The 22,649-nt window shown below is 66.8% G+C and carries 27 protein-coding genes and 2 pseudogenes; 13 read left to right on the plus strand and 16 right to left on the minus strand.

Annotated elements, in window-relative coordinates:
• Positions 1-4: 4 nt before the first annotated feature.
• The 3 genes from ACQW02_RS09905 to ACQW02_RS09915 all read right to left on the minus strand — a co-directional run bounded on the left by ACQW02_RS09905 (position 5) and on the right by ACQW02_RS09915 (position 3,058).
• Positions 5-703, minus strand: coding sequence for a GntR family transcriptional regulator (locus ACQW02_RS09905; RefSeq protein ID WP_431285077.1), 699 nt, complete (start codon positions 701-703; stop codon positions 5-7).
• 1,108 nt (positions 704-1,811) lie between these two features.
• Positions 1,812-2,279 (minus strand): MaoC/PaaZ C-terminal domain-containing protein, encoded by a 468-nt coding sequence (locus ACQW02_RS09910; protein WP_431285078.1) that lies wholly within the window; start codon positions 2,277-2,279, stop codon positions 1,812-1,814.
• Positions 2,276-3,058 carry an SDR family oxidoreductase gene (locus ACQW02_RS09915; protein WP_431285079.1) on the minus strand — a complete coding sequence of 261 codons (783 nt, stop codon included), beginning with the start codon at positions 3,056-3,058 and terminating at the stop codon, positions 2,276-2,278. The genes ACQW02_RS09910 and ACQW02_RS09915 overlap by 4 nt, the downstream gene beginning before the upstream one ends.
• A gap of 72 nt (positions 3,059-3,130) precedes the next feature.
• Here ACQW02_RS09915 and ACQW02_RS09920 point away from each other — a divergent pair, with 72 nt between their 5' ends.
• The 8 genes and pseudogenes from ACQW02_RS09920 (at position 3,131) to terL (ending at position 8,868) form a co-directional block, all read left to right on the plus strand.
• Positions 3,131-4,342: an NAD(P)H-dependent flavin oxidoreductase gene (locus ACQW02_RS09920; RefSeq protein ID WP_431285080.1), complete on the plus strand. Its 1,212-nt coding sequence runs from the start codon at positions 3,131-3,133 to the stop codon at positions 4,340-4,342.
• On the plus strand, positions 4,336-5,295 hold the full coding sequence (locus ACQW02_RS09925) for a Bug family tripartite tricarboxylate transporter substrate binding protein (protein WP_431285081.1): 960 nt from the start codon (positions 4,336-4,338) through the stop codon (positions 5,293-5,295). Before ACQW02_RS09920 ends, ACQW02_RS09925 begins: the two co-directional genes overlap by 7 nt.
• A gap of 24 nt (positions 5,296-5,319) precedes the next feature.
• Positions 5,320-6,639 (plus strand): phenylacetate--CoA ligase family protein, encoded by a 1,320-nt coding sequence (locus tag ACQW02_RS09930; RefSeq protein WP_431285082.1) that lies wholly within the window; start codon positions 5,320-5,322, stop codon positions 6,637-6,639.
• Positions 6,640-6,655: 16 nt separating this feature from the next.
• A complete protein-coding gene (locus ACQW02_RS09935) occupies positions 6,656-7,069 on the plus strand; it encodes a RidA family protein (RefSeq protein WP_431285083.1) in 414 nt (137 codons plus the stop codon).
• Complete coding sequence (locus tag ACQW02_RS09940) at positions 7,066-7,512, plus strand: MaoC family dehydratase (protein ID WP_431285084.1); 447 nt, start codon at positions 7,066-7,068, stop codon at positions 7,510-7,512. Before ACQW02_RS09935 ends, ACQW02_RS09940 begins: the two co-directional genes overlap by 4 nt.
• Complete coding sequence (locus ACQW02_RS09945) at positions 7,505-8,311, plus strand: enoyl-CoA hydratase/isomerase family protein (RefSeq protein WP_431285085.1); 807 nt, start codon at positions 7,505-7,507, stop codon at positions 8,309-8,311. Before ACQW02_RS09940 ends, ACQW02_RS09945 begins: the two co-directional genes overlap by 8 nt.
• Positions 8,312-8,368: 57 nt before the next feature.
• Positions 8,369-8,557: pseudogene (locus ACQW02_RS09950) on the plus strand (IS481 family transposase); the annotation flags it as partial.
• Positions 8,558-8,607: 50 nt separating this feature from the next.
• A complete protein-coding gene (gene terL, locus ACQW02_RS09955; protein WP_431285086.1) occupies positions 8,608-8,868 on the plus strand; it encodes a phage terminase large subunit in 261 nt (86 codons plus the stop codon).
• A gap of 151 nt (positions 8,869-9,019) precedes the next feature.
• On the opposite strand, the gene ACQW02_RS09960 is transcribed toward terL, so the two are convergent.
• Positions 9,020-9,331 (minus strand): hypothetical protein, encoded by a 312-nt coding sequence (locus ACQW02_RS09960; RefSeq protein WP_431285087.1) that lies wholly within the window; start codon positions 9,329-9,331, stop codon positions 9,020-9,022.
• 725 nt (positions 9,332-10,056) lie between these two features.
• Between ACQW02_RS09960 and ACQW02_RS09965 the strand changes: the two genes are divergently transcribed.
• Together ACQW02_RS09965 and ACQW02_RS09970 are read left to right on the plus strand one after the other, a co-directional pair.
• On the plus strand, positions 10,057-11,628 hold the full coding sequence (locus ACQW02_RS09965) for an aspartate:alanine exchanger family transporter (RefSeq protein ID WP_431285088.1): 1,572 nt from the start codon (positions 10,057-10,059) through the stop codon (positions 11,626-11,628).
• A gap of 48 nt (positions 11,629-11,676) precedes the next feature.
• Entirely contained in the window at positions 11,677-12,699 is a 1,023-nt protein-coding gene (locus tag ACQW02_RS09970) for a 2-hydroxyacid dehydrogenase (RefSeq protein WP_431285089.1), read from the plus strand.
• A 277-nt stretch (positions 12,700-12,976) separates the two neighbouring features.
• Here ACQW02_RS09970 and ACQW02_RS09975 read toward each other — a convergent pair whose 3' ends face one another.
• The 6 genes and pseudogenes from ACQW02_RS09975 to ACQW02_RS10000 form a co-directional block, all read right to left on the minus strand.
• Positions 12,977-14,134, minus strand: a complete 1,158-nt coding sequence (locus tag ACQW02_RS09975) for a DUF2252 family protein (protein WP_431285090.1) — start codon at positions 14,132-14,134, stop codon at positions 12,977-12,979.
• Positions 14,131-14,619 carry a hypothetical protein gene (locus ACQW02_RS09980; protein ID WP_431285091.1) on the minus strand — a complete coding sequence of 163 codons (489 nt, stop codon included), beginning with the start codon at positions 14,617-14,619 and terminating at the stop codon, positions 14,131-14,133. Before ACQW02_RS09980 ends, ACQW02_RS09975 begins: the two co-directional genes overlap by 4 nt.
• Before the next feature lie 190 nt (positions 14,620-14,809).
• A pseudogene (locus tag ACQW02_RS09985) lies at positions 14,810-14,944 on the minus strand (IS481 family transposase); the annotation flags it as partial.
• Positions 14,945-15,094: 150 nt separating this feature from the next.
• A complete protein-coding gene (locus ACQW02_RS09990) occupies positions 15,095-15,760 on the minus strand; it encodes an amino acid ABC transporter permease (protein ID WP_431285092.1) in 666 nt (221 codons plus the stop codon).
• A 15-nt stretch (positions 15,761-15,775) separates the two neighbouring features.
• Positions 15,776-16,054 (minus strand): UTRA domain-containing protein, encoded by a 279-nt coding sequence (locus ACQW02_RS09995; protein WP_431285093.1) that lies wholly within the window; start codon positions 16,052-16,054, stop codon positions 15,776-15,778.
• 12 nt (positions 16,055-16,066) lie between these two features.
• Positions 16,067-16,252: a hypothetical protein gene (locus ACQW02_RS10000; protein ID WP_431285094.1), complete on the minus strand. Its 186-nt coding sequence runs from the start codon at positions 16,250-16,252 to the stop codon at positions 16,067-16,069.
• A 43-nt stretch (positions 16,253-16,295) separates the two neighbouring features.
• Between ACQW02_RS10000 and gnd the strand changes: the two genes are divergently transcribed.
• Positions 16,296-17,273, plus strand: a complete 978-nt coding sequence (gene gnd, locus ACQW02_RS10005) for a phosphogluconate dehydrogenase (NAD(+)-dependent, decarboxylating) (protein WP_431285095.1) — start codon at positions 16,296-16,298, stop codon at positions 17,271-17,273.
• The gene (locus ACQW02_RS10010; protein ID WP_431285096.1) at positions 17,270-17,788 is read left to right on the plus strand and encodes a gluconokinase; all 519 of its coding nucleotides are present in this window, start codon (positions 17,270-17,272) and stop codon (positions 17,786-17,788) included. Before gnd ends, ACQW02_RS10010 begins: the two co-directional genes overlap by 4 nt.
• Before the next feature lie 8 nt (positions 17,789-17,796).
• Here ACQW02_RS10010 and ACQW02_RS10015 read toward each other — a convergent pair whose 3' ends face one another.
• Together ACQW02_RS10015 and ACQW02_RS10020 are read right to left on the minus strand one after the other, a co-directional pair.
• Complete coding sequence (locus ACQW02_RS10015; RefSeq protein WP_431285097.1) at positions 17,797-18,045, minus strand: hypothetical protein; 249 nt, start codon at positions 18,043-18,045, stop codon at positions 17,797-17,799.
• Positions 18,042-18,683 carry an MBL fold metallo-hydrolase gene (locus ACQW02_RS10020; RefSeq protein WP_431285098.1) on the minus strand — a complete coding sequence of 214 codons (642 nt, stop codon included), beginning with the start codon at positions 18,681-18,683 and terminating at the stop codon, positions 18,042-18,044. The genes ACQW02_RS10015 and ACQW02_RS10020 overlap by 4 nt, the downstream gene beginning before the upstream one ends.
• Here ACQW02_RS10020 and ACQW02_RS10025 point away from each other — a divergent pair.
• The gene (locus ACQW02_RS10025) at positions 18,682-18,807 is read left to right on the plus strand and encodes a hypothetical protein (RefSeq protein ID WP_431285099.1); all 126 of its coding nucleotides are present in this window, start codon (positions 18,682-18,684) and stop codon (positions 18,805-18,807) included. The two genes, ACQW02_RS10020 and ACQW02_RS10025, sit on opposite strands and share 2 nt — an antisense overlap.
• Positions 18,808-19,131: 324 nt before the next feature.
• On the opposite strand, the gene ACQW02_RS10030 is transcribed toward ACQW02_RS10025, so the two are convergent.
• From ACQW02_RS10030 to ACQW02_RS10045, 4 genes are all read right to left on the minus strand, one after another.
• A complete protein-coding gene (locus tag ACQW02_RS10030) occupies positions 19,132-19,413 on the minus strand; it encodes a hypothetical protein (protein WP_431285100.1) in 282 nt (93 codons plus the stop codon).
• A gap of 331 nt (positions 19,414-19,744) precedes the next feature.
• On the minus strand, positions 19,745-20,113 hold the full coding sequence (locus ACQW02_RS10035; RefSeq protein WP_431285101.1) for an MFS transporter: 369 nt from the start codon (positions 20,111-20,113) through the stop codon (positions 19,745-19,747).
• A 57-nt stretch (positions 20,114-20,170) separates the two neighbouring features.
• On the minus strand, positions 20,171-20,968 hold the full coding sequence (locus ACQW02_RS10040) for an MFS transporter (RefSeq protein ID WP_431285102.1): 798 nt from the start codon (positions 20,966-20,968) through the stop codon (positions 20,171-20,173).
• Positions 20,965-22,440 (minus strand): DUF6880 family protein, encoded by a 1,476-nt coding sequence (locus ACQW02_RS10045; RefSeq protein ID WP_431285103.1) that lies wholly within the window; start codon positions 22,438-22,440, stop codon positions 20,965-20,967. The genes ACQW02_RS10040 and ACQW02_RS10045 overlap by 4 nt, the downstream gene beginning before the upstream one ends.
• Between the last annotated feature and the right edge of the window lie 209 nt (positions 22,441-22,649).

Here is a 22,649-nt window from a genome sequence, read left to right on the forward strand (position 1 = left end):
GCGTTCAGTCAGGCGCCTTTTCGGCGGCAGTCGGGCGCGTGCCAAGTGCTGACCGAACAGCGGCATGGCTGGCCTCGACGATGTGCCATGCGATCGCCGACGCCGCGGCGGCATCACGCTGCTTCATCTGTTCAAGCATGCGCGCACCCGAAGATGCGGTTTCGCGCCGCCGTTCTGTCGTCAGATGGGCGAGTGCAGCATAGTGCTGGAATGCCTGCCGCGTCATGCGGCCCATGGTGTCGAGCAGCCGCTGGTTGCCGGCGTGGCTGACGATGAAAAGGCTCTTGGCCTGATTCGCGCGGGCGAAGTCTTGCGGCAGGGCGGCCGGATTTTCGGCGAGCTTCAGCACCGCTTCGGTGTGCCGGGTGCATTCGGCCAGCTGCTCCTGGGTTGCGCGGCTCGTGAAGAGGCGCACAGCCAGCGCGTAGAGGGCGCCACGAAGTTCAAACATCTCGTCCAACTGATCAGCAGACAGCGCCAGGATGAAGGCGCCATGCCGTGGCCGCAACTCGACCAGTTCATCGCGGGCCAGCAGGGCCAGCGCCTCGCGTACCGGGCCGCGGCTGGTGCCGAAGCGCAGGGCGATGGCAGCCTCGCTCAGCCGCGTCCCCGGGGGGAACTCGCCACGCTCGATGTCGAGGGCGAGCTGGTCTGCCAGGTGTCGAGGCAGGGTTGCAGGAAGGAGGGAGGCGCGCTTGGTCATGCCGAGTTCGTTGCACGTAGCTCGGATGACAGTCAACAAATAGCGCGACAGGCGGAAGGGCGCTTCACCACATGAATGCCGCCGTCTCGATGCCTGCCCTGCATAGCGCGTTTCTAGCGGTCCATTGGATGCGTTCAGGCCACGCGACCTAAGGCCCGCAAGGCCGCCAGCGACGGTTTTGGCCGACCCCTCTGCCGGAGCAGCTGCGTCGCTTGCTGCCGTGGGACCAAGGGGCGAGAATGGCGCAGCATGCACGACTGCGGGTCGATGGGCCAGAGCCTCCGTTAGCCAACCGATCCCGCTGTCTCAAAGCATTCGACGACGGACAGTGGCAGCGCTCACCCGGCACGTCTGGATGAACAAACCCGGTGATGTCGAGATCGATTGCTCGCGCGGGGGAAGCAAGTCGCCACCGCCCCAGCTCGGGGCTGTGATCTTCGAACGCATGGCCGGGGACGAAACACTCACCGCCATCGACTGGGATGCCGTCGTCCAGCACGGGCAGGCATTGGGCGGTCGAGGGTCGTGGTTGCCTTTCGGCGCAGTTTGCGCGCGCCCGGGAGGCTCAGGCGCATGTCATAGCGGAAATGGGGATGGATGAAGCGTTGAATGCCAAGGTCGCTTCCCTGGCCTGGTTAGCCTTTGGCGCGCGGCGGCGGTTCATCGGCATGAAGATGCCGCGCACCTAAGGCGAGCGACCGGAGCGGCTGACAAACCTATGGTGCTGGTTCTTCGGCAGCTGTAGGCCAACACCATTGTGCCGGTACACTTCGTTGACGGTCGCGCCGCGAATTTAGAGGGCGATGAATTACGACTAATTTTCCCAACGTACCGGCCGGGTTCAAGCTCCTCGTCGCCGAATCGGGCGACTGAACGGTGAGGATGGCCAGCGCGACGGAGTGATGATCGATGCGGCCCACCTCAAGGCCTTCCGGACCGCGGCCAGCCTACTCAAAGAGGACGTGTTCCCCACCGCATCGGACGCACCAAGGCAGGGCTGAATTCCAGGCTCTATGCCGCTTGCGACGGAAAGGGACGGCCGATCATCCTGCACCTCTCCGAAAGGCAACCGCCACAACCGGTTCCTCCGTCACGACCAGCTCAACCTTCAGCAAGATGCTGGCCTGCGCTTCATCAGATAGCGTGGACGGAAGGCGATCGCGACGCTGCCGTCCTGCTTCAGCACCTGGTCATCGAAAACCAGCATACCTGTGTCTGCATCGCGAACCTCCAACGCCATCACGCGGCGTTCCAGCCGAATGGTGTCGCCGATAAAAACCGGACGCACGAAGCGCAAACGGTCCACACCCGCGAATGCCACGACACTGCTGTGGAACAAAGGCGCTATCACGCGCTCCGCTAGGCCCAGAGCAAGCACGAACAGCAACTGCCCGTGCGGCAACCGCTGGCCGAAGCGTGTGCTGGCCGCATAGACCGCATCCATATGCAGTGGATTGATGTCGCCCGTCAGGCCGGCAAAATTGGCGACATCCGCCTCGGTCACCGTGCGGCCATGCGTGGCCAGGGTTTCCTCCAGTCGCCAATCCTCGAAGAAGCGCGATGCGTCGGCGATCACAGCCAGACACCGCGGGTTGAATTGCCATCGACTGTGACACATGCGCCCGAAACGAAGGACGCGCGCGCGGAAGCCAGGAAGGCGACCATATCTGCGATATCCTCGGGCGACGCCATCCGGCCCAATGGCTGGCGTTGCATCCGCTCGGCGCGCACCGCCGCAACCGTCTGGCCCGTCGCGGCGGCGATCTGCACGAACTGCTCTTCAATCCGATCCGTCGCGGTGGCGGCCGGCGACACACCAGTCACCAGGATATTATGCGCGGCGCCGATATCGGCGAGACCCTTGGTGAAATTCACCAGCCCAGCATTGGCGACACCCCCCGCCAGATAGGTCGGCAGTGGGTTGCGCGCCGTAGCACCGATGACGTTCACGATACGCCCTCCATTCTGGCGCTGCATGATCGGCAGAACCGCCCGCGCGGCGCGAATGTAGCCGTGCAGTTTCAGGGAATACGCATCGATCCAGGCCTCGTCGGGCATTGTCAGGAAATCGCCGGCCGGGATGGCGCCGGCGTTGTTCACCAGGATGTCAATCCGCCCGAAACGGGCCAGCACAGCCGCGACCGCGGCCTCAACGCCAGCGAGCGACGAGAGGTCGGCCCCAAGCGTGAAGACATCGCCAGGCATTGTCGCAGCCACCGAGGCAAGCGCATCAGCCGATCGGGCCACCAGCGCAACCGTCGCGCCTTCGGTCGCCAGACGCTGCGCGATCGCGCGCCCGATCCCGCGGCTGGCGCCGGTGACCAGCGCAACCTTGCCGACAAGTTCCAGATCCATTTGCTTTTTCCTGCCGCCCCAAACTGCGCGCCTTTAATCTCCATGGGCCGGCAATGGCGTCAAGCTCGCCGTATGCGGCTTGTGGCCCTCTGCCATACAGGTTTAGCGTCGCGATCTCGGCAGGAGATCATCATCGCAGTGCTTTCCACACCGCTCTGTGCGCGGCTGTCTGTGCGATACCCCATCGTACAGGCAGGCATGGGGATCTATCGCGGCCTGCTGACGACGCCCCCATTGGTTGCCGCCGTCAGCAATGCTGGCGGCATGGGGTGCCTCGGAGGCTCCGGCCTCACGCCTGAAGAATTGCGCGATGCCATTCGCGCCGTACGTGCGCTTACACCGCATCCCTTCGGCGTCGATCTGATTTTGCCTGCCAGGCTTTCGACGCGCGACGGCACGCGCGAGGAAATCCGTGCCGAGATACGCAAGGATCACCCCAGGCATTGGGCCTTCGTCGACGCCCTACATGAACGCCACGGTGTGCCACGCCTTCCGATCGACCTCGACCTGACCTGGACGCCGGCGTTGACCGGCGCGCAGACACAGGTTGTACTTGAGGAACGGGTCCCGCTGTTTGTCGTGGCACTCGGTGACCCCACCGAACTGATGCCGCGTGCGCGCGCGGTGGGCACGCTCGTCGCGGGGCTCGTCGGTAGCCTCGGCAACCTCCGACGCCAGATCGCCGCCGGCGTGGACCTGATCGTCTGCCAGGGCGCGGAGGCCGGCGGCCACGTCGGCACCATTTCAACCTTTCCCCTGTTGCCGCAAGTCGTCGATGCCGCCGGTGACATTCCCGTGCTCGCCGGCGGCGGTATCGCCGATGGGCGCGGCGTGGCGGCGGCGCTGGCGCTTGGCGCGCAAGGCGTGTGGTGCGGCACCGCCTTCCTGTTCGCCGAGGAAGCCTATCTGCATCCTGACCATCGCGCGCAGATCGTCGATGGGCGCTCGGAGGATTTCCTGGCGACCCGCATCTACACCGGCAAAACCGCCCGGACCTTCCGCAATGTCATCCATGCGGAATGGGCCGCGACGGGGCTGGAGCCACTGGGCATGCCGCACCAGAAGGTCTTGCTCGAGGATTTTCTCCATTCCGCACGCCAGGCGGGCCGTCTCGACCTGGTGAGCAACCCCGCCGGCCAGGTCGCCGGGATGCTGCGTGACATCCGCCCGGCGGCCGCAATCCTGCGGGATCTGGTGACGGGGGCAGCGGCCACGATCGGCCGGCTCGGCGGCTTTGCGGTCGAACCTTCCCCTTCAACAAACGGAGACACACAGCCATGCTGACACGCGCATTGCCCTTGCTGTTGGGCGCTGTCCTGGCCTTGCCCGCCGCGGCCCAGGAATTGCCGAACCGTCCGCTGCGCTGGCTGGTGCCCTACGCGGCAGGTGGCACAGGCGACATCGTGGTCCGCAGCGTGGCCCCGGGTGTCGCCGAACGGCTCGGTCGGGCCATCGTCGTGGAAAACCGCCCGGGCGCGAACGGCATTCCCGGCACCGAGGCCGCGGCACGGGCGCCCGGCGATGGCACCACGCTCGTTCTTGGCGTCTTTGGGCCGTTGACGGTGCTGCCGCACATGATGCGCATGCCCTTCGATCCCCAGCGCGACCTGGCCCCGGTCAGCCTGATGGTGTCGGTGCCGAACATCGTGGTCGTACCGCCCAGCTCCGCGATTCAGGCATTTCCGGACCTGATTGCCGCGGCGCGCGCCCGGCCGAATCAAATCACCAACGGCGCGGTCGGTGTCGGCTCCTCCGGGCAGCTTTCGGGCGGGTTGCTGGGCACGATGGCGGGGATTCGGCTGGTCACCGTGGGCTACAGCGGCGGGGCCCCGGCACAGGTGGATCTGATGGCGGGACGCATCGACGTGATGTTCGACAACGCGCCGGGGGCGCTGCCGCGCGTGCGCGCCGGCCAATTGCGCGCGATTGGCATCACCAGCCTGCGGCGGTCGCCCGTTACGCCGGAAATCCCCACCGTCGCGGAGATGGGCTACCCTGGCTATGAGGTCACGACCTGGATGGGGGCGCTGGTCCCGGGCACCACGCCGCCCGCGCTGGTGGCCATCCTGAACCGCGCTATCGTGGACACGCTGAACGACCCGCCGCTGCGCGAGCGCCTGACGAGCCAGATGTATGACGTGATCCCTTCGACACCCGAAGCCTTCGCCCGCCACATCGTCGCCGAGACGGAAAAATGGGGCCAGGTGGTTCGCGACAACAACATCCGCGTGGATTGAAGAGAAATGCAGGACACCTTGCGCTTGTCTGCGGCTGAGATCCGGGGCATCCAAGATTCGAAGCTGCGGCATATGCTGGCGCTGTGCCGGCGCGGCCATGCCTATTACCAGCAGGCCTGGGCGGGCGTCGATCTGGATGCGATCCGGGGTATCGACGACCTGTGGCGCCTGCCGCTGACGCCGAAGAAGGCGTTGATGGACCAGCCGCTCGCCTTCCGTCTCGACTGCCCCGACCTGCCGGTGGCCGAGCGGGCGCTGTGGGAGGTCGTGCATACCACCGGCAGTTCCGGCGACCCGACGCCCATCTACAACACGACGCTGGACTATCACGGCTACCTGCTGCTGAACCGGCGCGTCGCCGAGATCGCGGGCATCAACGACCGTGACGTGATCGCCAACCTGTTTCCGCTGACCGCCGCGTCGATGGGGGCGTTCATGCGCTCCTCGACCCTGGCCTATGCCGCCGGTGCTTCCGTCGCGGCCGCATTGGGTGGGGCGCCCGTTGGGCCCTTTGGCGTGCAGAAGCCGATGGAGGAGGCCGTTCGCCTGGTCGAGCGGCATCGCGCGACCGTGCTCTGGGGGGTGACGAGCTTTATCCGCCGCGTGCTGATCCGCGCGCAGGATATCGGCGCTGATTTCCGGTCGGTCCGCATGTGCGCGGTGACGGGTGAGGCGAGCTCCCCCGCCTTGCGCGAGGATCTGCGCCGACTGATGCGGGAACTGGGTGCCGCCGGCAGTATTGTCTTCGACCGCTACGGTTCCACCGAATCCGGTGGCCTGGCGCAATGCCACGAGGAAGCGGATTGGCACAATCCCGCCCCCGAACTGCTGCACCATGAGGTCGTGGACCCCGATACGGGACGCCCCCTGCCAGATGGCGAACGCGGGCCGCTGGCGATCACGCATCTTGACCGGCGTGGCACCGTGCTGATGCGCTACCTGGTCGGTGACATCGTCTCGCTCGACCGGCGCACATGCCCGCATTGCGGCCGAAGTGGCGAGCGGGTCGTGGGGCCCATCGTGCGCACCAAGGATCTGCTGAAGGTGAAGGGGATGCTGATCAACCCCGCCGCACTTCTGGGCAGCATGCAGTCCGTTGAAGGGCTGGATGAGTTTCAGGTCGTGGTCGACCGGATGGACCCGGCCGACCCCTTCTCGATGGACGAGTTGATCCTGCGCATCGCACCGCGCGGTGAACCCATCGCTGCTTCCGCGGCGGTGCTTGCCGCCGTGCAGGCGACCATCGGCGTGCGGCCACGCGTCGTGGTGGAGGAGCGTCTTGCCATCTACGATCCGTCACGTGAAACCAAGGCGGTGCGCTTCGTGGATCGGCGCCAACACTAAAATGAAAGGAATTTCAATGCCGGACGAGGCAGCCCCGGAAGGGCGGATCACGGGTGGCAAGCCCTGGTCGGATCGCTACACCTACTGGCCGGCGCGGCGCGCCGGAAACCTGCTCTTCATCTCGGGCACCACGGGCACGGATGACGCGGGCAATATCACTGCCCCCGGCGACATCGTGGAACAGACGCGCCAGGTCTTCCGCAAATGGGCGCCGCTGCTGGAGGAAGCCGGCTGCACCTTCGACGATATCGTCCAGACCGTCGATCACTTCACCACCACCGAGAATTACCGCGGCACGGCGGCCGTGCGTCGGGAGTTTTTCAAGCGCGGCATGCCGACGTCGACCGGTGTGCTCGTCTCGGGACTGCTGCGGCCGGATGCCTTGATCGAGATCCATGCGATCGCGGTGATCCCGGACGCGGCGCGATGAGCCTCTATTGGGAGGACTTCGAGCCGGGGCGGCGCTTCCCCACCTATGGCCGCACCATCACCGATGGCGACCTCTCCTTCTTCTGTGCCTATGTCGGTTATCACGTGCCGCTTTTCATCGACGAGCATGCGGCACGCAAAACCCGTTTCGGGGGCCGCATCGTGCCGAGCGGCATGATCATGGCGATTTCCACCGCCATGACGGAGAGCCTGTTCCGGGAGACGATGGTGGGCCAGCTCGCCATCGAGAACGGCCGCTTCCTCGTCCCCGTACGGCCAGGCGACAGCATCCGCACGGAGGTGGAGGTCGTTTCCCGCAAGGAGTCCCGCAATCCTGAACATGGCGTCGTCACCTTCCGTGACCATGTCACCAACCAGGATGGCGTGGAGGTCTTTCACGTGGACAAGGTCACGCTGGTGTTGCGGCGCCCCGTCGATGGCTGAGGAAGAGGTGGTCCTGTTCGCTGTGTCGGGCGGCATCGCATGGGTCACGCTGAACCGCCCCGCCAAGCTGAACGCGGTCAACGCCGCCATGCGGGCCGCTCTCGGTCGCGCGGCCCGTATGGCTGCCGAGGATGCACAGGTGCGCGTCGTCGTCCTGCGGGGCGCAGGTCCGCGCGCCTTCTGCGCCGGCGCGGATATTCACGAATTCGACGAGGTGCCCTCCGCGGCCGAAGCGCGACAGTCCCGCATGACGGCGCGCTGGCTTCAGCCGTTGGAGGAATTGCGCAAGCCTGTCCTCGCCAGCATCCACGGCTATTGCCTGGGCGGCGGGTTGGAAATGGCGCTGGCCTGCGACATCAGGATCTGCGCGGAGGACGCAAGTTTCGGTTTCCCGGAAACGGGGCTTGGTATGCTGACCGGCGTCGGCGGCTCGCAGCGCTTGCCTCGCGCGGTGGGGACCGCCCTGGCCATGGACATGATGCTGACCGGCGATCGTATTTCGGCCGGGCGCGCACTGACCGCCGGGCTTGTTACGCGCATCGTGCCGCCGGCCGCGCTGGCAGCCGAGACCGAGGCGCTGGCGCGGCAATTGGCGGCGCGGTCGCCACTGGCCCTGGCCTTCGCCAAGGAGGCCATACACGCCGCCCAGGACCTGCCATTGCAGGACGGACTGCGGCTGGAGACAGACCTGCTCAGCCTGTTGTTGAACACGCCCGAACGCATCACGGCCGTGCGCGCCTTTGGACAAATGCCAGGGTTGGAAGGCGGCAGCGGGAACCCGGAAGCGGATCATTCCTAAGTGTTTGGTCCCGGAGAGTCGTGACGCAACTTTGACCCGTGAGGGGGAGGAAGCGCTATGGCAGGCAGTCTTCATGGTTCAGCCCGAACAACGCCGCGAATTCGAGCCGAGCTCTAAGCGTCGCAAGAAAAGACCAGCTGCATGGCCCGGCGCCGCGGTCTGAGTTGCACCACGGTGGCCAAGTGGCGCGCGCGGGCCACGACCGATGATGCGCCCATGGGGCCGAACTCGCCGCACAGCACCGTGAGACCGACATAGGCCGGGCCGTGGTGCAGGAGATGCGGCTGCACAGGGCGGTGAAGCCGATCCTGTGGCGTCCGCAGTACGACAAGGAGGCGCGGCTGCTGGCCCAGGCGCCGATGTTCGAAGCCGGGCAGGTGCTGCTGCCGCGAGAGGCGTCGTGGCTGGCGACGTATCTATCGGAGTTGCTAGCCTTTCCGAATGGCACGCACGACGATCAGGTCGACAGCACGTCACAGGCGCTCAACTGGCTGTCGCGCAAGATTGCCGCAGGCACGCCACGACGACGGCCGAACCCATCGCGACCGCGCGGATGACGGCGGCCGGCTTACCCGGCCGAGCAACTCGCCGAGGATCTTTGATCCTACACCGCGTGTCGTCGCCCTGGACCAGCCGGATCTCAGGGACAGGCTGGCGAGGCGCCAGTGAATGCCGATGGTCGTTAGCTATTCACTGACTGACGTCAGGTCACTTGACGGCTTCGTTGTACATCATACGCAGCATTCCATCCGCAGCGCAGTTGGCGCGGTCCGACCGTAGGTCGGCCTCGGCGGCGCGCATCAGATTGGTCCGCTGGGCTGCGGTCACGCCGAGGGCACGCTCCTGACCGGCAATCGCAGCGGTGATCTTGGCCGGGCTAGCAGCGTCGCTCCATGCACACACCCGCGGAGCCATCTCCATCTGGTAGAACATGGCCATGGCTTCCTGCTGGGCCCAGGCCCGAGGGGCGAGGACCAAACCGGATACCATCACAGCCGAGGCGAGCAGAATATTCTTCATCAATGATCTCCAGGTGGACCTAGTTTGCGTCCCCGCGAGATCATATCCGTAAGGAGTGAACGAAATAACTATATCCACATGATAACCGTGCGGATGGTGGCGTCCCTTGTCGTGGAGTAGGAGAGGCGATCGCGCCTCAGGTCACCACGGTCACTCGCAGGCAATGCGATGGGCCGTGGATACCCCGCAGATCCAGCCGGTAGGTATCGATCATCCGGCGCGGCTACGCGCTACGTGGCGACGGCCTTCCCCAGCGCCAGCCGAAGGGCATGGAGACGCTGATCTAACGCGGGTTCACCCCGGCCGCACAGGCGCGCCACGACCTCGATATTGCCGAGCAGACGGGTTCTCCGCCATCCCCACCACCGCCCTCGATCTGCCCCTCGTGCAGCGTCTACGGCGGTCCCCACGCTTTCGGGTCCGTGTCCCCATCGCAATAGCCGGCCCTTTGGGTGTCCGATACTAGCCGAAAGGGGAACGTCCGCTCTCCGGTAAGCCTTCCCGAGAAACGGCCGTTGCTAGCTTGGTCGGGTGCTTTGCATGATCGCCGTCCGATCCCGCGAGCGCGACCGGGGTCTCGCCTCGCTTCTTCCGCAATGACGCAGGCCAACGATCTCCGTCGCGCGAAAGGCGTATTCACGCTTCACGGAACATCGCCTCACGCGCATTCTCTACCTAAGCCCGCCCCGCGGACCCTCGGATGCAGGCAAGGAGAGAACCGTGCCATGGCGTTGCTCGGCAGCATCCTCGAGGGCTCGCCCATGTTGGCCCTCTTCATGGCTATTGGCCTTGGCTACGCCCTTGGCCAGATTCCGGTCCTTGGCGTCACATTCGGTGCGGGCGCCGTCCTCTTCTCCGGCCTTGCCATCGGGGCGATCGCACCGCGCGCCGCGCCGCCCGGGCTAGTCGGTACGTTGGGTCTGCTGATGTTCCTCTATGGCACGGGTATTCAGTATGGGGCGCAATGCGTCGCCGGGCTGAAGGGGCCGGGCCTGCGCTGGATCCTCCTCGCGCTCGTGGCCGTAGTGGCCGCTCTTTTCGCGGCTCAGGCGGTCGGCGGCGTGCTCGGACTGTCGCCCGCGATCCAGGCCGGCATGTTCGCCGGCGCGGGCACGAGCACCTCGGCCCTCCAGGCCGCGATCACCGCTGCTGGCGGGGGCCCTGAACCGACCATCGGCTATGCCGTCGCCTATCCGATCGGCGTAATCGGCCCGATCCTTCTGATGAGCTTCATGCTGCGGCTGTTCCACCTGCAGATCCCCGCCCCCAGCCCGACGCTGCGGCATGCGGAGATCACGGTGCGTCCCGATGCAGCCAGCCGCACCGTGGCCGAAATCAGCGCCAGCCTGCCCGAGGGCGTCACCGTCCTAGCCATGCGGCACAACCATCAGAACGCTCCGGCCGAGCCGGGCGCACGACTCGCCGCGGGCGACGGGCTGCTCATCTTCGGTCCGCCCGCTGCGGTGGACAAAGCCGTGGTCGCTTTGGGGGAGGAGGAGGAGGGTCGCTTGGCGAAGGACCGCGCTGACCTAGACGTGGTCCGCGTCATGATCTCGAAGCCGGCGTTCCGGGGCTGCACCCTGGCCACTATGCCGAAGCCGAGCTTTCCGGTGCGGGTGGCCCAGGTCCGTCGCGGCGATTCCCTCATGCCAGCGGGCCCGGATCTCGAACTCGAATACGGCGACGTTCTCGTCTTACTTGCCGAAGCGGGGCGCCGCCCAGACCTCGTCGCGCATTTCGGGGACAGCGTGAAAGGCAACGCCGAGCTGTCCTTCGTTTCCATGGGCATCGGCATGGCGCTCGGGCTACTGGTGGGGCTGGTCACGATCCCCCTGCCGGGCAGTGGGAGTTTCAGCCTCGGCGTCGCGGGCGGACCGTTGGTCGTCGCCCTGTTCCTCGGCTGGCGGGGGAGCACCTTCGGGATAGGCTGGCGTATGCCGGTGGCCGCCAACATGGTGCTGCGCAATTTCGGCCTCTCGATCTTCCTGGGCCAAGTCGCCATCGCCTCCGGCCGGCCCTTCGTCGATACCGTTGCCGCACAAGGCCTCGCTGTCCTTCTCGGCGCCGCCCTGGTTCTCGCGACCATCGTGCTGACAGTGCTCCTGGTTGGCCACCTGCTTCTACGTATCCGCATCGACGACCTGTTCGGCGTCTGCTCAGGGGCCACAGGCAACCCGGCCATTCTCGCGGGCGCCAACCGCATGTTGGGCTCCGACCGCGCCGATGTCGGCTACGCGATCGTCTTCCCCACCATGACTATCGCCAAGATCATCGCCGTCCAGCTCATGCTCGGCTAGAGGCACTGTAGGTTGGCTGCAGAGCGCGAGAGTCGGGAGGAGAAGTCCATGCGCATCGCAATGTTCAGCACCAAACCCTACGACCGCCGCAGCTTCGATGCAGTGAACGAGGGCACGCGGCACGAGATCCTGTACCTCGAGCCACGCCTCGCGCCGCTCACGGCGCCGCTCGCGGCCGGAGCCGAAGCGGTCTGCGTGTTCGTCAACGACGATCTTGGTGCCGCCGTTCTGGAGCGCCTCGCCGCGGATGGCACACGCGTAGTGCTGCTGCGCTGCGCGGGGTTCAACAATGTTGACCTCGCCGCTGCTGAGCGGCTGGGGATGAAGGTCGCCCGGGTGCCTGCCTATTCGCCGCATGCGGTGGCTGAGTTCACCGTCGGACTGATCCTCAGCCTCGTGCGCGGCATCCACCGGGCCTATCAGCGCACACGGGATGGAAACTTTGCGCTCGAAGGCCTTCTCGGTTTCGACTTGCACGGCAAGACGGTGGGCGTCCTCGGCACCGGCAAGATCGGCGCTATCGTCGCGCGCATTTTGGCCGCCGGCTTCGGTTGCCGCGTCCTGGCCCATGACGTCCGCCCCGACCCGGCACTGGTAGGGATCGGCGTCACCTACGCTGCGCCTCGCGAGATCGCCGCCCAAGCCGATATACTGACGCTGCATTGTCCCCTGACAACCGAAACCCATCACGTGGTCCGGGCGGATACACTCGCCCTCGCGAAGCCGGGGATGGTGCTGGTGAACACCAGCCGTGGCGGGTTGATCGACACCGACGCCGTGATCGACGCGCTCAAGTCCGGGCAGCTCGGCGGCCTTGCAATCGACGTCTACGAGCAGGAGGCCGACCTTTTCTTCGAGGACCTTTCGAACGAGATTCTGAATGACGACGTCATCGCCCGCTTGCTGACCTTCCCCAATGTGCTGGTGACCGGCCATCAGGCCTTCTTCACTGCCGAGGCGATGGGCGCGATCGCCGAGGTGACGCTGGGAAACGCGAGCACCATCGCGGCGGGCAGAGCACTCGGGCCGGCGGAAGTCACGCTACCCGGGCGGGCCGTGAAAGGCGGGTAGCGCCTCCTTTGACTTTGCGCTTGTTCCAGCGGCAGCGTGACCGCCATCGGTCGTTCAGGCGGCTCGTTTTACGGAGGCGCCGGTCAGAGCAGACCAAAACGACCGCGTCTGCGATCTTCTCCGCCCGGCCATGGGGGGCAGCTCGCAGGGTTTTCGTCTGCCACGAAAACTGGCGGAGGGTTTTGGGAACCACTTTATCAGTACGGAACTGCCATAATGCGCTGATCGAGGAGGCGCTGGCGGAGATCCAGGCGACGCAGGCGGCCTGACCGGCCACTCAGCCGCCGTCCTTCTTCTTCTTCTTCTTGCGCCATTCGGGCGGCACCGCGGCCTGGTCCTCCTGGATGGCGCGCGCCAGCGCCATCGCACCCCCCGCCAGAGCCGCGCCGGCGGCATCGAGCGGCGCGCCGAGCGCGATCTCGTCGAGGATCGCTGCCACCGCACCGGCGGTCGCGGCATGCACGCCGGCGATGTCGCGTCCCATGGCGCGCAGCATGTCCGCCGAGAGCAGCAACTCGGGATGCTCGTCCACCTCGAACTTCGCATTGTTGGGCGACAGGCGCCGCACCGCCACGCCGTCGCGGAAGGCGAGGCAGGGGTCGGTAGCCCGGTGGGCGCCGCGCGCCGCCTCCACCGCGCGGCACACCAGTGGCGTGCCCGCATGCGCGGCCGCCCAGGCCGAGGGCAGCATCGCCTTGGCCTCGCGCAGCACCGGCCCGCCGTGCCAGGTCGCGCGCATCACCCAGCGCGGGCGGCCGAGGCTGCCCGCCCCCGCGCTGCGGGGCCACAGGCCCACCGACACCGCGCCCGCCGGCATCGCCGCCTCGAGCGCCGCGCGCAGGCGCGACGGGGGCGCGCCGAAGTCCCCCGCGGGCGCGGACATCTTGTGCCAGAATGCGCTGCGCGTGTCCTCGGCTAGGCGCCAGGCCTTTTCGCTGCGCTCGGCCATGACCGCCGCTCGCAGCCAGGCGAAGTCGAGGTCGAGCACGATCGGCGCGGGCGCCTTCAGCCCATCGACATAGCCGGCCATGATCGCGGCGGCCCGCGCCGGGGCGCCAGCTTCGGCGGCGGCCGCGTCCGGCACGGCGAGGTGCGCACTGGTCGCGAGGCGCAGCAGGTCGAGCGGCCACGGCATCTCGGCCGCCTCGTCGAAATCGTTCACACCCCAAGCCAGCCGCCCTTCGGCGTCGCGCCAGGTGCCGAAATTTTCGAGATGAATGTCGCCGACGGCGAGCACGACGGTCCCAGGGACCGCTGGCCGCCAGACCGCCGGCAGCACCTGCACCCAGCGCCAGTAGGCGGCGCGCAGGAAGGTGAAGGGATCCTTCGCCATCTTGCGCCGACGCTCACGCAGGTCGGCCTCGACGGTCTCCGCGCCGAGTTGACCCCGCAGCCAGGCCTCGTTCGCCTCTGTGGCGGCGACGATGCCGGTCACAGCGGGCGCTTCCCGACCTTGGCCTGTGCGATCGTGATGCCGGTCGGCTCGACATGGCACGGGTCACAGCCGACCTTGACCGGCGCATCGAAGTCGCCGGCCGCGATCGCGGCTGCGGTGCCCGACTTGAGCTTCGTCGGCAGTCCCCACAGCGCCCCGGTGGCCAGGCCCTCCGCCGCCGCGGCCAGGCGCAGCACATAAGGCGCGCCGGGAGCCAGCGGCGGATCGTCGTCGAGCAGGTCGACGGCCAGCGACTCCTTCCGGCCGTCGGCGCCCGTCACGTTGTGGAAGCCGAACTTCACCTTGGTGCTGCCGTTCAGGAGCCCCGTCAGCTGGTCCTGCGGCGATCGCCAGACGTCCTGGATGCGCGGCCGTATCTCGACGCCCTCAAGCCGCGTGATGACGCGCGTGAGGCTCGCGGCGAGGGTCGGGTGGCACTCCGTCAGCCGCTGCGCGTTGCGCGCTTTGGGGTCGGCTTCCTTCATTGCATGCACCGACATTCCCCAGATGGTCAGCCGATCCGGCCATCCAGCGATGAGCGTATCGGTGGTTTGACGGCGATTGCAACGCTGACAGCGCCTCGCTCAACCGCCCTGGAGCGCTGCTATGATGCCGCCGCCATGGGATGAATCACATGCCGCCGCGTCGCAGCACGAAGTTTAACAGGTCCTGAACCTAGGTGTTTAGTCCCGGCATTTCCTGGTGCGGATTTTTGCTGAAGCGTTCGGGCGTTTCGGCCCATGCCTTGCAGATGAATTCGTAGGGTGTGAGGCCGCGTAGCCGCTTGAGGCGGCGGGCGAAGTTGTAGGCGGCGCGGCCTTGTCGTCGCGGTGGGCGGGGCGGGGCGGAAGCGATCGGCGGCGAAGCGGGAGGCGAGCGGCGTATTCGTGCCCTGCAGCTAGGTCACCCGACGCCAGGCGGTGTAGCGGAGCGCCGCCGCAAGCTCCTTATGACACAGTACTAGGCAGTCCCGACGCGTTCACGTTCCATCCACTGCACGAAGCGCGTGGCCGGGAAAAGCATGATGAAATAGGCGAGCGCGATGACGGTGTAGACCTCCAGCGGCCGATAGGTCTCGGTGGTGATCAGCGACCCGTTGTAGAGCAGGTCCGGCACAGCGATGGTGAAGACCAGCGAGGTCGTCTTGAGCTGCACGACCGACTGATTCATGAAAGGCGCCAGCATGCGGCGGACCGCCTGCGGCAGGATCACCTTGCGCATCATCGGCCAGAAGCGCAGACCGAGCGCGCGTGCTGCTTCCCACTGGCCCTTCTCGATCGAGACGATGCCGCCGCGGAAGATCTCCGCATAGAAGCAGCCGACATAGCAGGCGAGTACTCTTACTGCCGCGACAACGCCGGGGATCTGCACGCCCAGCAGCACCGGTAGTGCGTAGTAGCACCAGACGAGCTGCACAAGCGGTGGCGTGCAGCGGAAGATCTCGACGAAGAGCATCAGCGGCGCGTTGACGATCCACAGGGATGAAAGCCGCGCCATCCCGATGAGCATGCCCAGGATCAGGCCGAGGAAGACCGTGCCGAAGGTGAAGAGCAGGGTCATCACGATGCCGTCCCGGAGGAGCGGCAGGTAACGTAGCAGGATGGCGAAGTTCCATTCGTAGTCCATGATCTGCGATCTCCTTCAGAGCCTGACGCGGAACAACTCGACTATGGATTGGCCACGATCGGGGCGCGCGACGATGCGCGACGCCTGGATGATCCGGTCCGACCGGTCGAAGTGGCAGCGTTGCAGGACAAGCAACGCCGCGCCGGGCTTCACGTTCAGTAGCCTGGCCGATGCCGCATTGGCGTTCAGCGCGGTGGCGGTTTGCTGCACGCGCTGTGCCTCCACGCCGCCGGCGGCCGCGACCATGTGCAGCATCCGCCAGTGCGGCAGCTGCGCCGCCCAGTCTGCGGGCAACGCATGACCGCCCTAGGCATCGCGGGCCTGCTGGCTCTTGCTCGCTCGTGCCGCAGCCGCTGCTTGCGTCGCGGCGATCGCGTCAGGCACCAACTCCTCGATGGGAGTGGTCCGCGCCACTTCCACTCCGGTCACCTGCGCTTCAACGGCCACTGGCGGTTCTGCATAGATGCCGATTGCTGCGTGCTGTTGCGCCATGCCATCCTCTCGGGCCACCATCGCCCTGCAGGGGGATCGGTGCATGGCGGAAATCGGGATCGTCGGCCTGGGGCGCATGGGCGCGAATATCGCGCGGCGGTTGATGCGCGCCGGGCATCGCTGCGTGGTGTGGGACCGCGACTCGTCGGCGGTCGCCGCAGTGGCGGCTGAGGGCGCCATCCCGGCTGAAGATCTTGCGGGCGTGGTCGCCGGCCTTGATGCGCCGCGCGCCGTCTGGGTCATGCTGCCACATGGCGAGCCGACGGAGCAGGCAATCGACGCCCTGGGCGACATGCTTTCGCCTGGCGACGTCGCCATCGATGGTGGCAACACGCAGTGGAAGGACGATGTCCGCCGGGCCGCCGAATTGCGGCCCCATGGCATCCATTACCTCGATATCGGCACCTCGGGCGGCGTCTGGGGGCTGGAGCGCGGCTTTTGCCTGATGATCGGCGGGGATCCCGAGCCTGTCGCGCGGTTGGCGCCGATCTTCGATGCGCTGGCGCCAGGGTCCGGCAACATTCCCGCTACGCCGCGACGCGATGGTCGCGCGCCGAATGTCGAACAGGGCTGGCTGCATTGTGGCGGCCACGGCGCCGGGCATTTGGTAAAGATGGTCCATAACGGTATCGAATACGGGATGATGCAGGCGCTGGCCGAGGGCCTCGACCTGTTGCGCGCCGCCGACAGCCCCGCGCTGCCAGTGGACCACCGCATCACCGTCGATCTCGCCGATGTCACGGAGGTCTGGCGGCGCGGGTCGGTCATCACGTCATGGCTGCTCGACCTGACGGCGTCGGCCTTGGCGCAGGACCCGGCGCTGGCGCAATACGCTGGTACGGTCGGCGATTCAGGGGAAGGCCGCTGGACCGTGCAGCAGGCCGTGGAGACGGCGGTGCCGACGCCGGTGCTGACTGCGGCGCTGTACGCCCGCTTCGCCTCGCGCGATGAAACCCGCTTCGCGGGCAAGGCGCTGTCAGCCATGCGTGCCGGCTTCGGCGGGCATCTCGAACCCAAATGACCTTCGCCGCCATCGTGGTTATGGGCGTGTCCGGTTGCGGCAAATCCACCATCGGCCGCCTGCTGGCCGAACGCCTCGGCTGGCCGTTTGAGGATGGCGACGCCTTTCACCCGCCTGCCAACGTCGCGAAGATGTCCACCGGCACGCCGCTGACCGATGACGACCGCGGGCCCTGGCTGCGGGCGATTGCCGCACGGATCGCATGCGCGCGAGCGGCGGGCACGCCGGTGATCATCGGCTGCTCGGCACTGAAGCGCGCCTATCGTGACGTGCTGCGCGATGGTCACGCCGATATCCGCTTTCTGCATCTGACCGGCTCGGCGGAACTGATCATCGCCCGCCAGGCCGCTCGGACCGGGCATTTCATGCCGGCCTCCCTGATCGCCAGCCAGTTCGCCACGCTTGAACAGCCGGAGACCGAGGTGGACGTGATCAACCTCGACGTCGGTTCCGAACCGCCCGCCATCATCGCCAATGCCATTTCCGCATTGCGTCGTCGCGGCGACCTCGCGTGATCTGTGACTTAGCGGGTGCCGGTGTGGGCGGGCTTGCCGTCGTGACGCTGCTCGGTCGTGCGGGGCATCGCGTGACGGCGCTGGAACGCTTCGCCGAACCGAAGCCGGTCGGATCGGGGCCCATGCTGCGACCGACCGGCCTCGCCGCGCCGAGACGGCTCGGGTTGCGGGGGGAAATTGCGGATCTTGGCGCGCGCATCACGCGGCTGTACGCCGTTTTTCCTGGCGGACTGGATAATGCCGTCGTTCATGGTCATGCGCCGTCTCCGGCATAGGGGTTGGTGCGCCGCTCGGCGCCGAAGGTCGAACCGGGCCCGTGCCCGCAGATGAACTGGATGTCGTCGCCAAGCGGGAACAGCTTCCCTCGGATCGCCGCGATCAGCGCCGCCGTGTCGCCATACGGGAAATCTGTCCGCCCGACCGAGCCCTGGAACAGCACATCCCCCACCAACGCGAAGCCGAGTGCGGTGGAGACAAACACCACATGCCCCGGTGTATGCCCCGGGCAGTGCAACACCACGAAATCCTGCCCGGCGATATCGACAGTCTCGCCTTCGTCCAACCAGCGATCCGGCGCGACCGGGCGGCATGCCATCCCATATTTCGCACCTTGTGCCGGGAGGCCTTCGAGCAGGAAGGCATCGGCGCGGTGCGGCCCCTCGATGGGCACGCCGAGCGTCGCGGCGAGTTCGGCCGCCGCACCGGCATGATCCAGATGCCCATGCGTCAGCAGGATGCGCTGTACGGCGATGCCGGACTGCTGGATCGCCTCCTGGATGCGCTCGGCATCGCCGCCCGGATCGATGACCACGCCCTCCTTTGTCTCATCGTCCCAGACCAGGGTGCAGTTCTGCTGGAAGGGGGTCACGGGAATGATGGAGGCGGCAATGCTCATGGCGCGACCTTGGCGTGGCGGCGCCGGTGCGGCAAGGTGGAGTGACCTGTTGCGCCTGCTGGAACGGCATGGCGGCATGGCGGACCGGAACGACCCTTGCTTCTCCCGCACCATCCGCGGCTGATCCGTGAGTACCGGGGCGTCGAGCACCACGTGATCGTGCCGCATGCCGGGTACGGAATATCAGGGTCGCCCGTACCAGTCGCTGTCTTCCATCGCGCGTGGTGTCGCCTTCGGCGAAGCCGGTGCCGATCCCGGCGGTACGGCGCTGCGCCTCGCTCGCCTGCCCGAGATGGCTCCAGGGTCGAAGGTCGGTGGCGCACCATGGCTTGCGAACGGAATGCGCTCGAGCGCGTTCCATGGTCACCAAACGCGCATGTTCTGGGCAGCGAAGAAACGGGGCAGGGGAGGTGTCGGTAGCTCCTGCTCCGTGGGCGCGCCGCGCACGTCAGGCCTTCTTTGGATGGGCGGCGAGGGATTTAACGCCCTTGCTGATGAGTGTCGACACAATGGCCGCGGTAACCGGCTTGCTCGCCTTCGGCTTTTTGATTTCGCGAGTGCTGCGCATCTGACCTTTGGCCATGTCGAGTTCCCAAAAAGTAGAGAATGTGGGCGGCGAGTGGCGAGCAATGCAATCGCAAAAAATAATAAGATGAGATGGTTTGGCTAGTTCGTTAATATCTGTTTCAATAAAGACGGTAATTTTAATGAAATGATTGGGGGCAGACAAAAACTCTCGCGCGAAGAGATAAAATATTAAATACGTTAATATTATCTCATATCTTATTGTATATAGAATTGTACAGCGCGACGGTCCTCTTAATGCCCGTTCAGATATGTGATCAATGGCCACCATATACAAGAAGGCGTTCCCGCCTGCGATTTTTGAACGCCAGAAGAAGTGCTCCCGTTCCGAAGACCTAAGTGTTTGATCGCGGGGATTGATGGTGCAGTCTTCTCGCGGGTGACCTGCCCCCGGTTTCCTGGACGGCCCTGAGCTGGAAGGTCCCAGTTTCGGGTCGGGCAGGGGACGAGCGGGCTCCCCGTCCAGCTTCCTCACATCAACTCGGATAGCGACGTTGCTCCTCCGGTGGGCGCAGGTGCCGGAAGCCGCGCAACAGGAAGATGTCGTAGCTGATCTTCAGCACGCCGCAGATGATGAACGGCCAGGCATCGTAGCCTGCCGTGTAGAGCGCCCCGGCCAGAACCGGGCTGGCGGCGGCGGCCAGGCTCCTCGGCACCGCGGTGAAACTCGCGGCGGCCGTGCGTTCGCCTGGCGTGACCACCGCCATGACGTAGGAGGTGCGCGTCGGCACATCCATCTGCGAAAGCGTCGCGCGCAGCAGCAGCAGGACCAGCACAGCCTCGAGGTTCGGCACCAGTGCCGCCGCGATCAGGCAGAGGCTGGAGGGGATGTGCGTGAACACCATGGTGTTGACCAACCCGATATGGCGCGACAGCCAGGCCGCGACGGGAAACGAGAAGGCCTAGAGCACGCCCGACCAGAAGAAGAACAGCCCGGCCGAGGTCAGCGAGAAGTCGAAGCGATCGAACAGCCACAGCGCGAGCAGCGACTGCACCGCGAAGCCACCGGCGAAGCTGTCCACGCTGAACAGCGCGGCCAGCCGATAGACGATCCCGCGGGAGGGCCCGAGCGCCGAGACCGGCCCGGCCGCGCTGGCCGGCGCCTCCGGCTCGAGCGCGGAATAGATTAGCCCCGCCGCGACGCCGAGTGCCGCATAGCCCAGGAACATCGCGCGCAAGGCGGCCAGCGGTTGAAGCCCCAGGCGTTCCATCAGTTCGGGGCTCGCTGCGGCCAGAGCGCCGGCGGCCGCGGCGAGCGCGCCGACCAGGCTGTACCGGGCGAAGATGCCGGTGCGCTCCGCGTCCGGCGCGGTATGCGCCAGGACCGCCTGTTCGAGGGGCGTGAAGACGCTGACGCTGCCAGCGGAGGGGTTTATGGTGCCGAGCAGCGCCACCACCAGCACCATGGCGAGATCATCGGTCGCGGCGAAGGCCAGCCCCGTCATCGCCATCAATGCAGAGGCCGCGAGGAGCAGGAGGCGCTGGCCGATGCGCGCGCCGATCAGGCCGATGCCGAGCGTCATCATCGCGGAGCCGAACAGCGCGACCGTGGCCACCAGCCCGATGGCGAAGGGATCGAGCCCGAGCATGATGAGATAGGCCGGCAGCAGGACGGCGCTGAAGCCGTCGCCGAAATCCCGCAGGCCGCGCGCGATCAGGATGCGGCGAAGCGGATCGGCGGGTGGGGCTGCGCCGGTCACCCGGCCGGGACCAGCGTCCAGAAGCCGCTCTTGCGGGGGTGCTCGCGCCGCAGGCGCGCCACAAAGGCGGCATGGCTTTCGAAACTTTCTTCGTCCGGCAGGCGGTCCGCCAGGCGCGCGCAACTCTGCACATCGCGCGCGGCGTAGGGGTAGTTCTTCGATGCGGCCCGCCGAAGCACATCCTCGGCCAGCGCGCGATGCAGCAAGGCCGCGGCAGCGGGGTAGCGTTCGGCCAGCGCTTCGGCGGCAGGACGGAGACGGTGGTAATCGCGCGGATCCATGGCGCCTACCTGCGCCTGAACCAGCCGGTTCGCCGCAGTCAGATCCGGCCAGGCCACGAGGAAAGCCAGCGCCAGGTTCCGGTCGGCATGGCCGAGCGCGTGGTCCAAGGCGCGCTGCTCCGCCTCGACATCGTCGAACCCGGTCAAGGTGCGCAGGTGTGCCTTCAGATGGGGTGCGCTGAGCCAGCGGCAGAACGTCGCCCAGCGGAGCGTGTGGGCCTCCTCCTTCCGTCCGAGCGTATCGAGCGCCGCGATCCGCAGATCGGCGAGGCGTAGGGCCTTGTCGGCCAGGCGGTCGGGTGCGCGGTCCAACCATGCCAGCGCTTCGGCCGGGCGCTGGTGCTTCAGCAGCCGCTCGGCCACCTCCCCGGCGAAGAACTCCGGGTGGTCCAGGGCTTCGATGGCGACGATGAAGGCATCCACATCGCCGTCGAGATCGGCGAGGTCCCGTAGGTGCCGCAGCGCCTCACGGCGATCGGGGCTGGTGTCATAGCCGCTCGCACTGCGCATCGGCGGCGACGCCGCCAGCCGTATCAGAAGCAACCGGCGCAACTCCGAGCGCCCGTCGGGTCCCAGTGCCGGACTGGCCGCCTCCAGCAGGCGATCTGCGGCGCCATAGCCATCCGCGTCGAGGATGGCGAGCAATTCTCGGGCGAGGTCCGCCGGCTTGCGATCCGGCAGTTGGCTCCAGACCTGCCCCAGCGCTGCGCCGACCGTCCGGAATGCCTCGCCCAGGGTGCCGCTGCCGTCATCACTGCGTTCGAAGATGCCCCCGGCCAACTCCAGCAGGCGGCGCATCTGCTCGGCTGCCATGCGTGGGCTGGCGGCTGCGAGCGGCCCGGCGACGGCCTCTCGCAGGCTGTCGATCTCCCGCGCGAGGGGGCGAACCTTGGCCCAGTCGACCAAGCTGCGTGAACGCTGGATCGTCCGCAGGCGCTTGTCGACCTCGGCGGCCAGGCGCGTCGTGCTATCGGCGCCCGCGAGTTCAAGGCGAAGGCTGCGCGCCAGCACCGGATCACCTTCGGCTTGCGCGATCAGGAACGCGGCAAGGCGCGCCGCACCGAGCTGCTCCAGCGCAGATGCAGTCAGTCTGGGCGATGCGCGCGAGGGTGCCTTTGTGGGCGGGGCGGAGGGCGCCATCGTGTTCTGTTTTCGGCGCGATTGAGGTTTGGCCGGCATGGAGAGGATCATGGCGGTCGCTCGCGCGCAGGCGCAAGCGCACACCATCCGTGCGGATGGCTCTGTCGTCGATGTCGTCTTCGCCGATCAGGACATGCTTTGGATGGAGCGCTAGCTATGCATGCCGCGGCGCGCGATGGCCTCGGCCACGGCGTCGTGGATCACGGCCGGGTCGTTGGGGTCCGGTTCGGGTGGAGACGCCGTAGTTGTCGGCGCCGGCG

The organism is Humitalea sp. 24SJ18S-53 (assembly GCF_050632385.1).
GTDB lineage: Bacteria > Pseudomonadota > Alphaproteobacteria > Acetobacterales > Acetobacteraceae > Humitalea.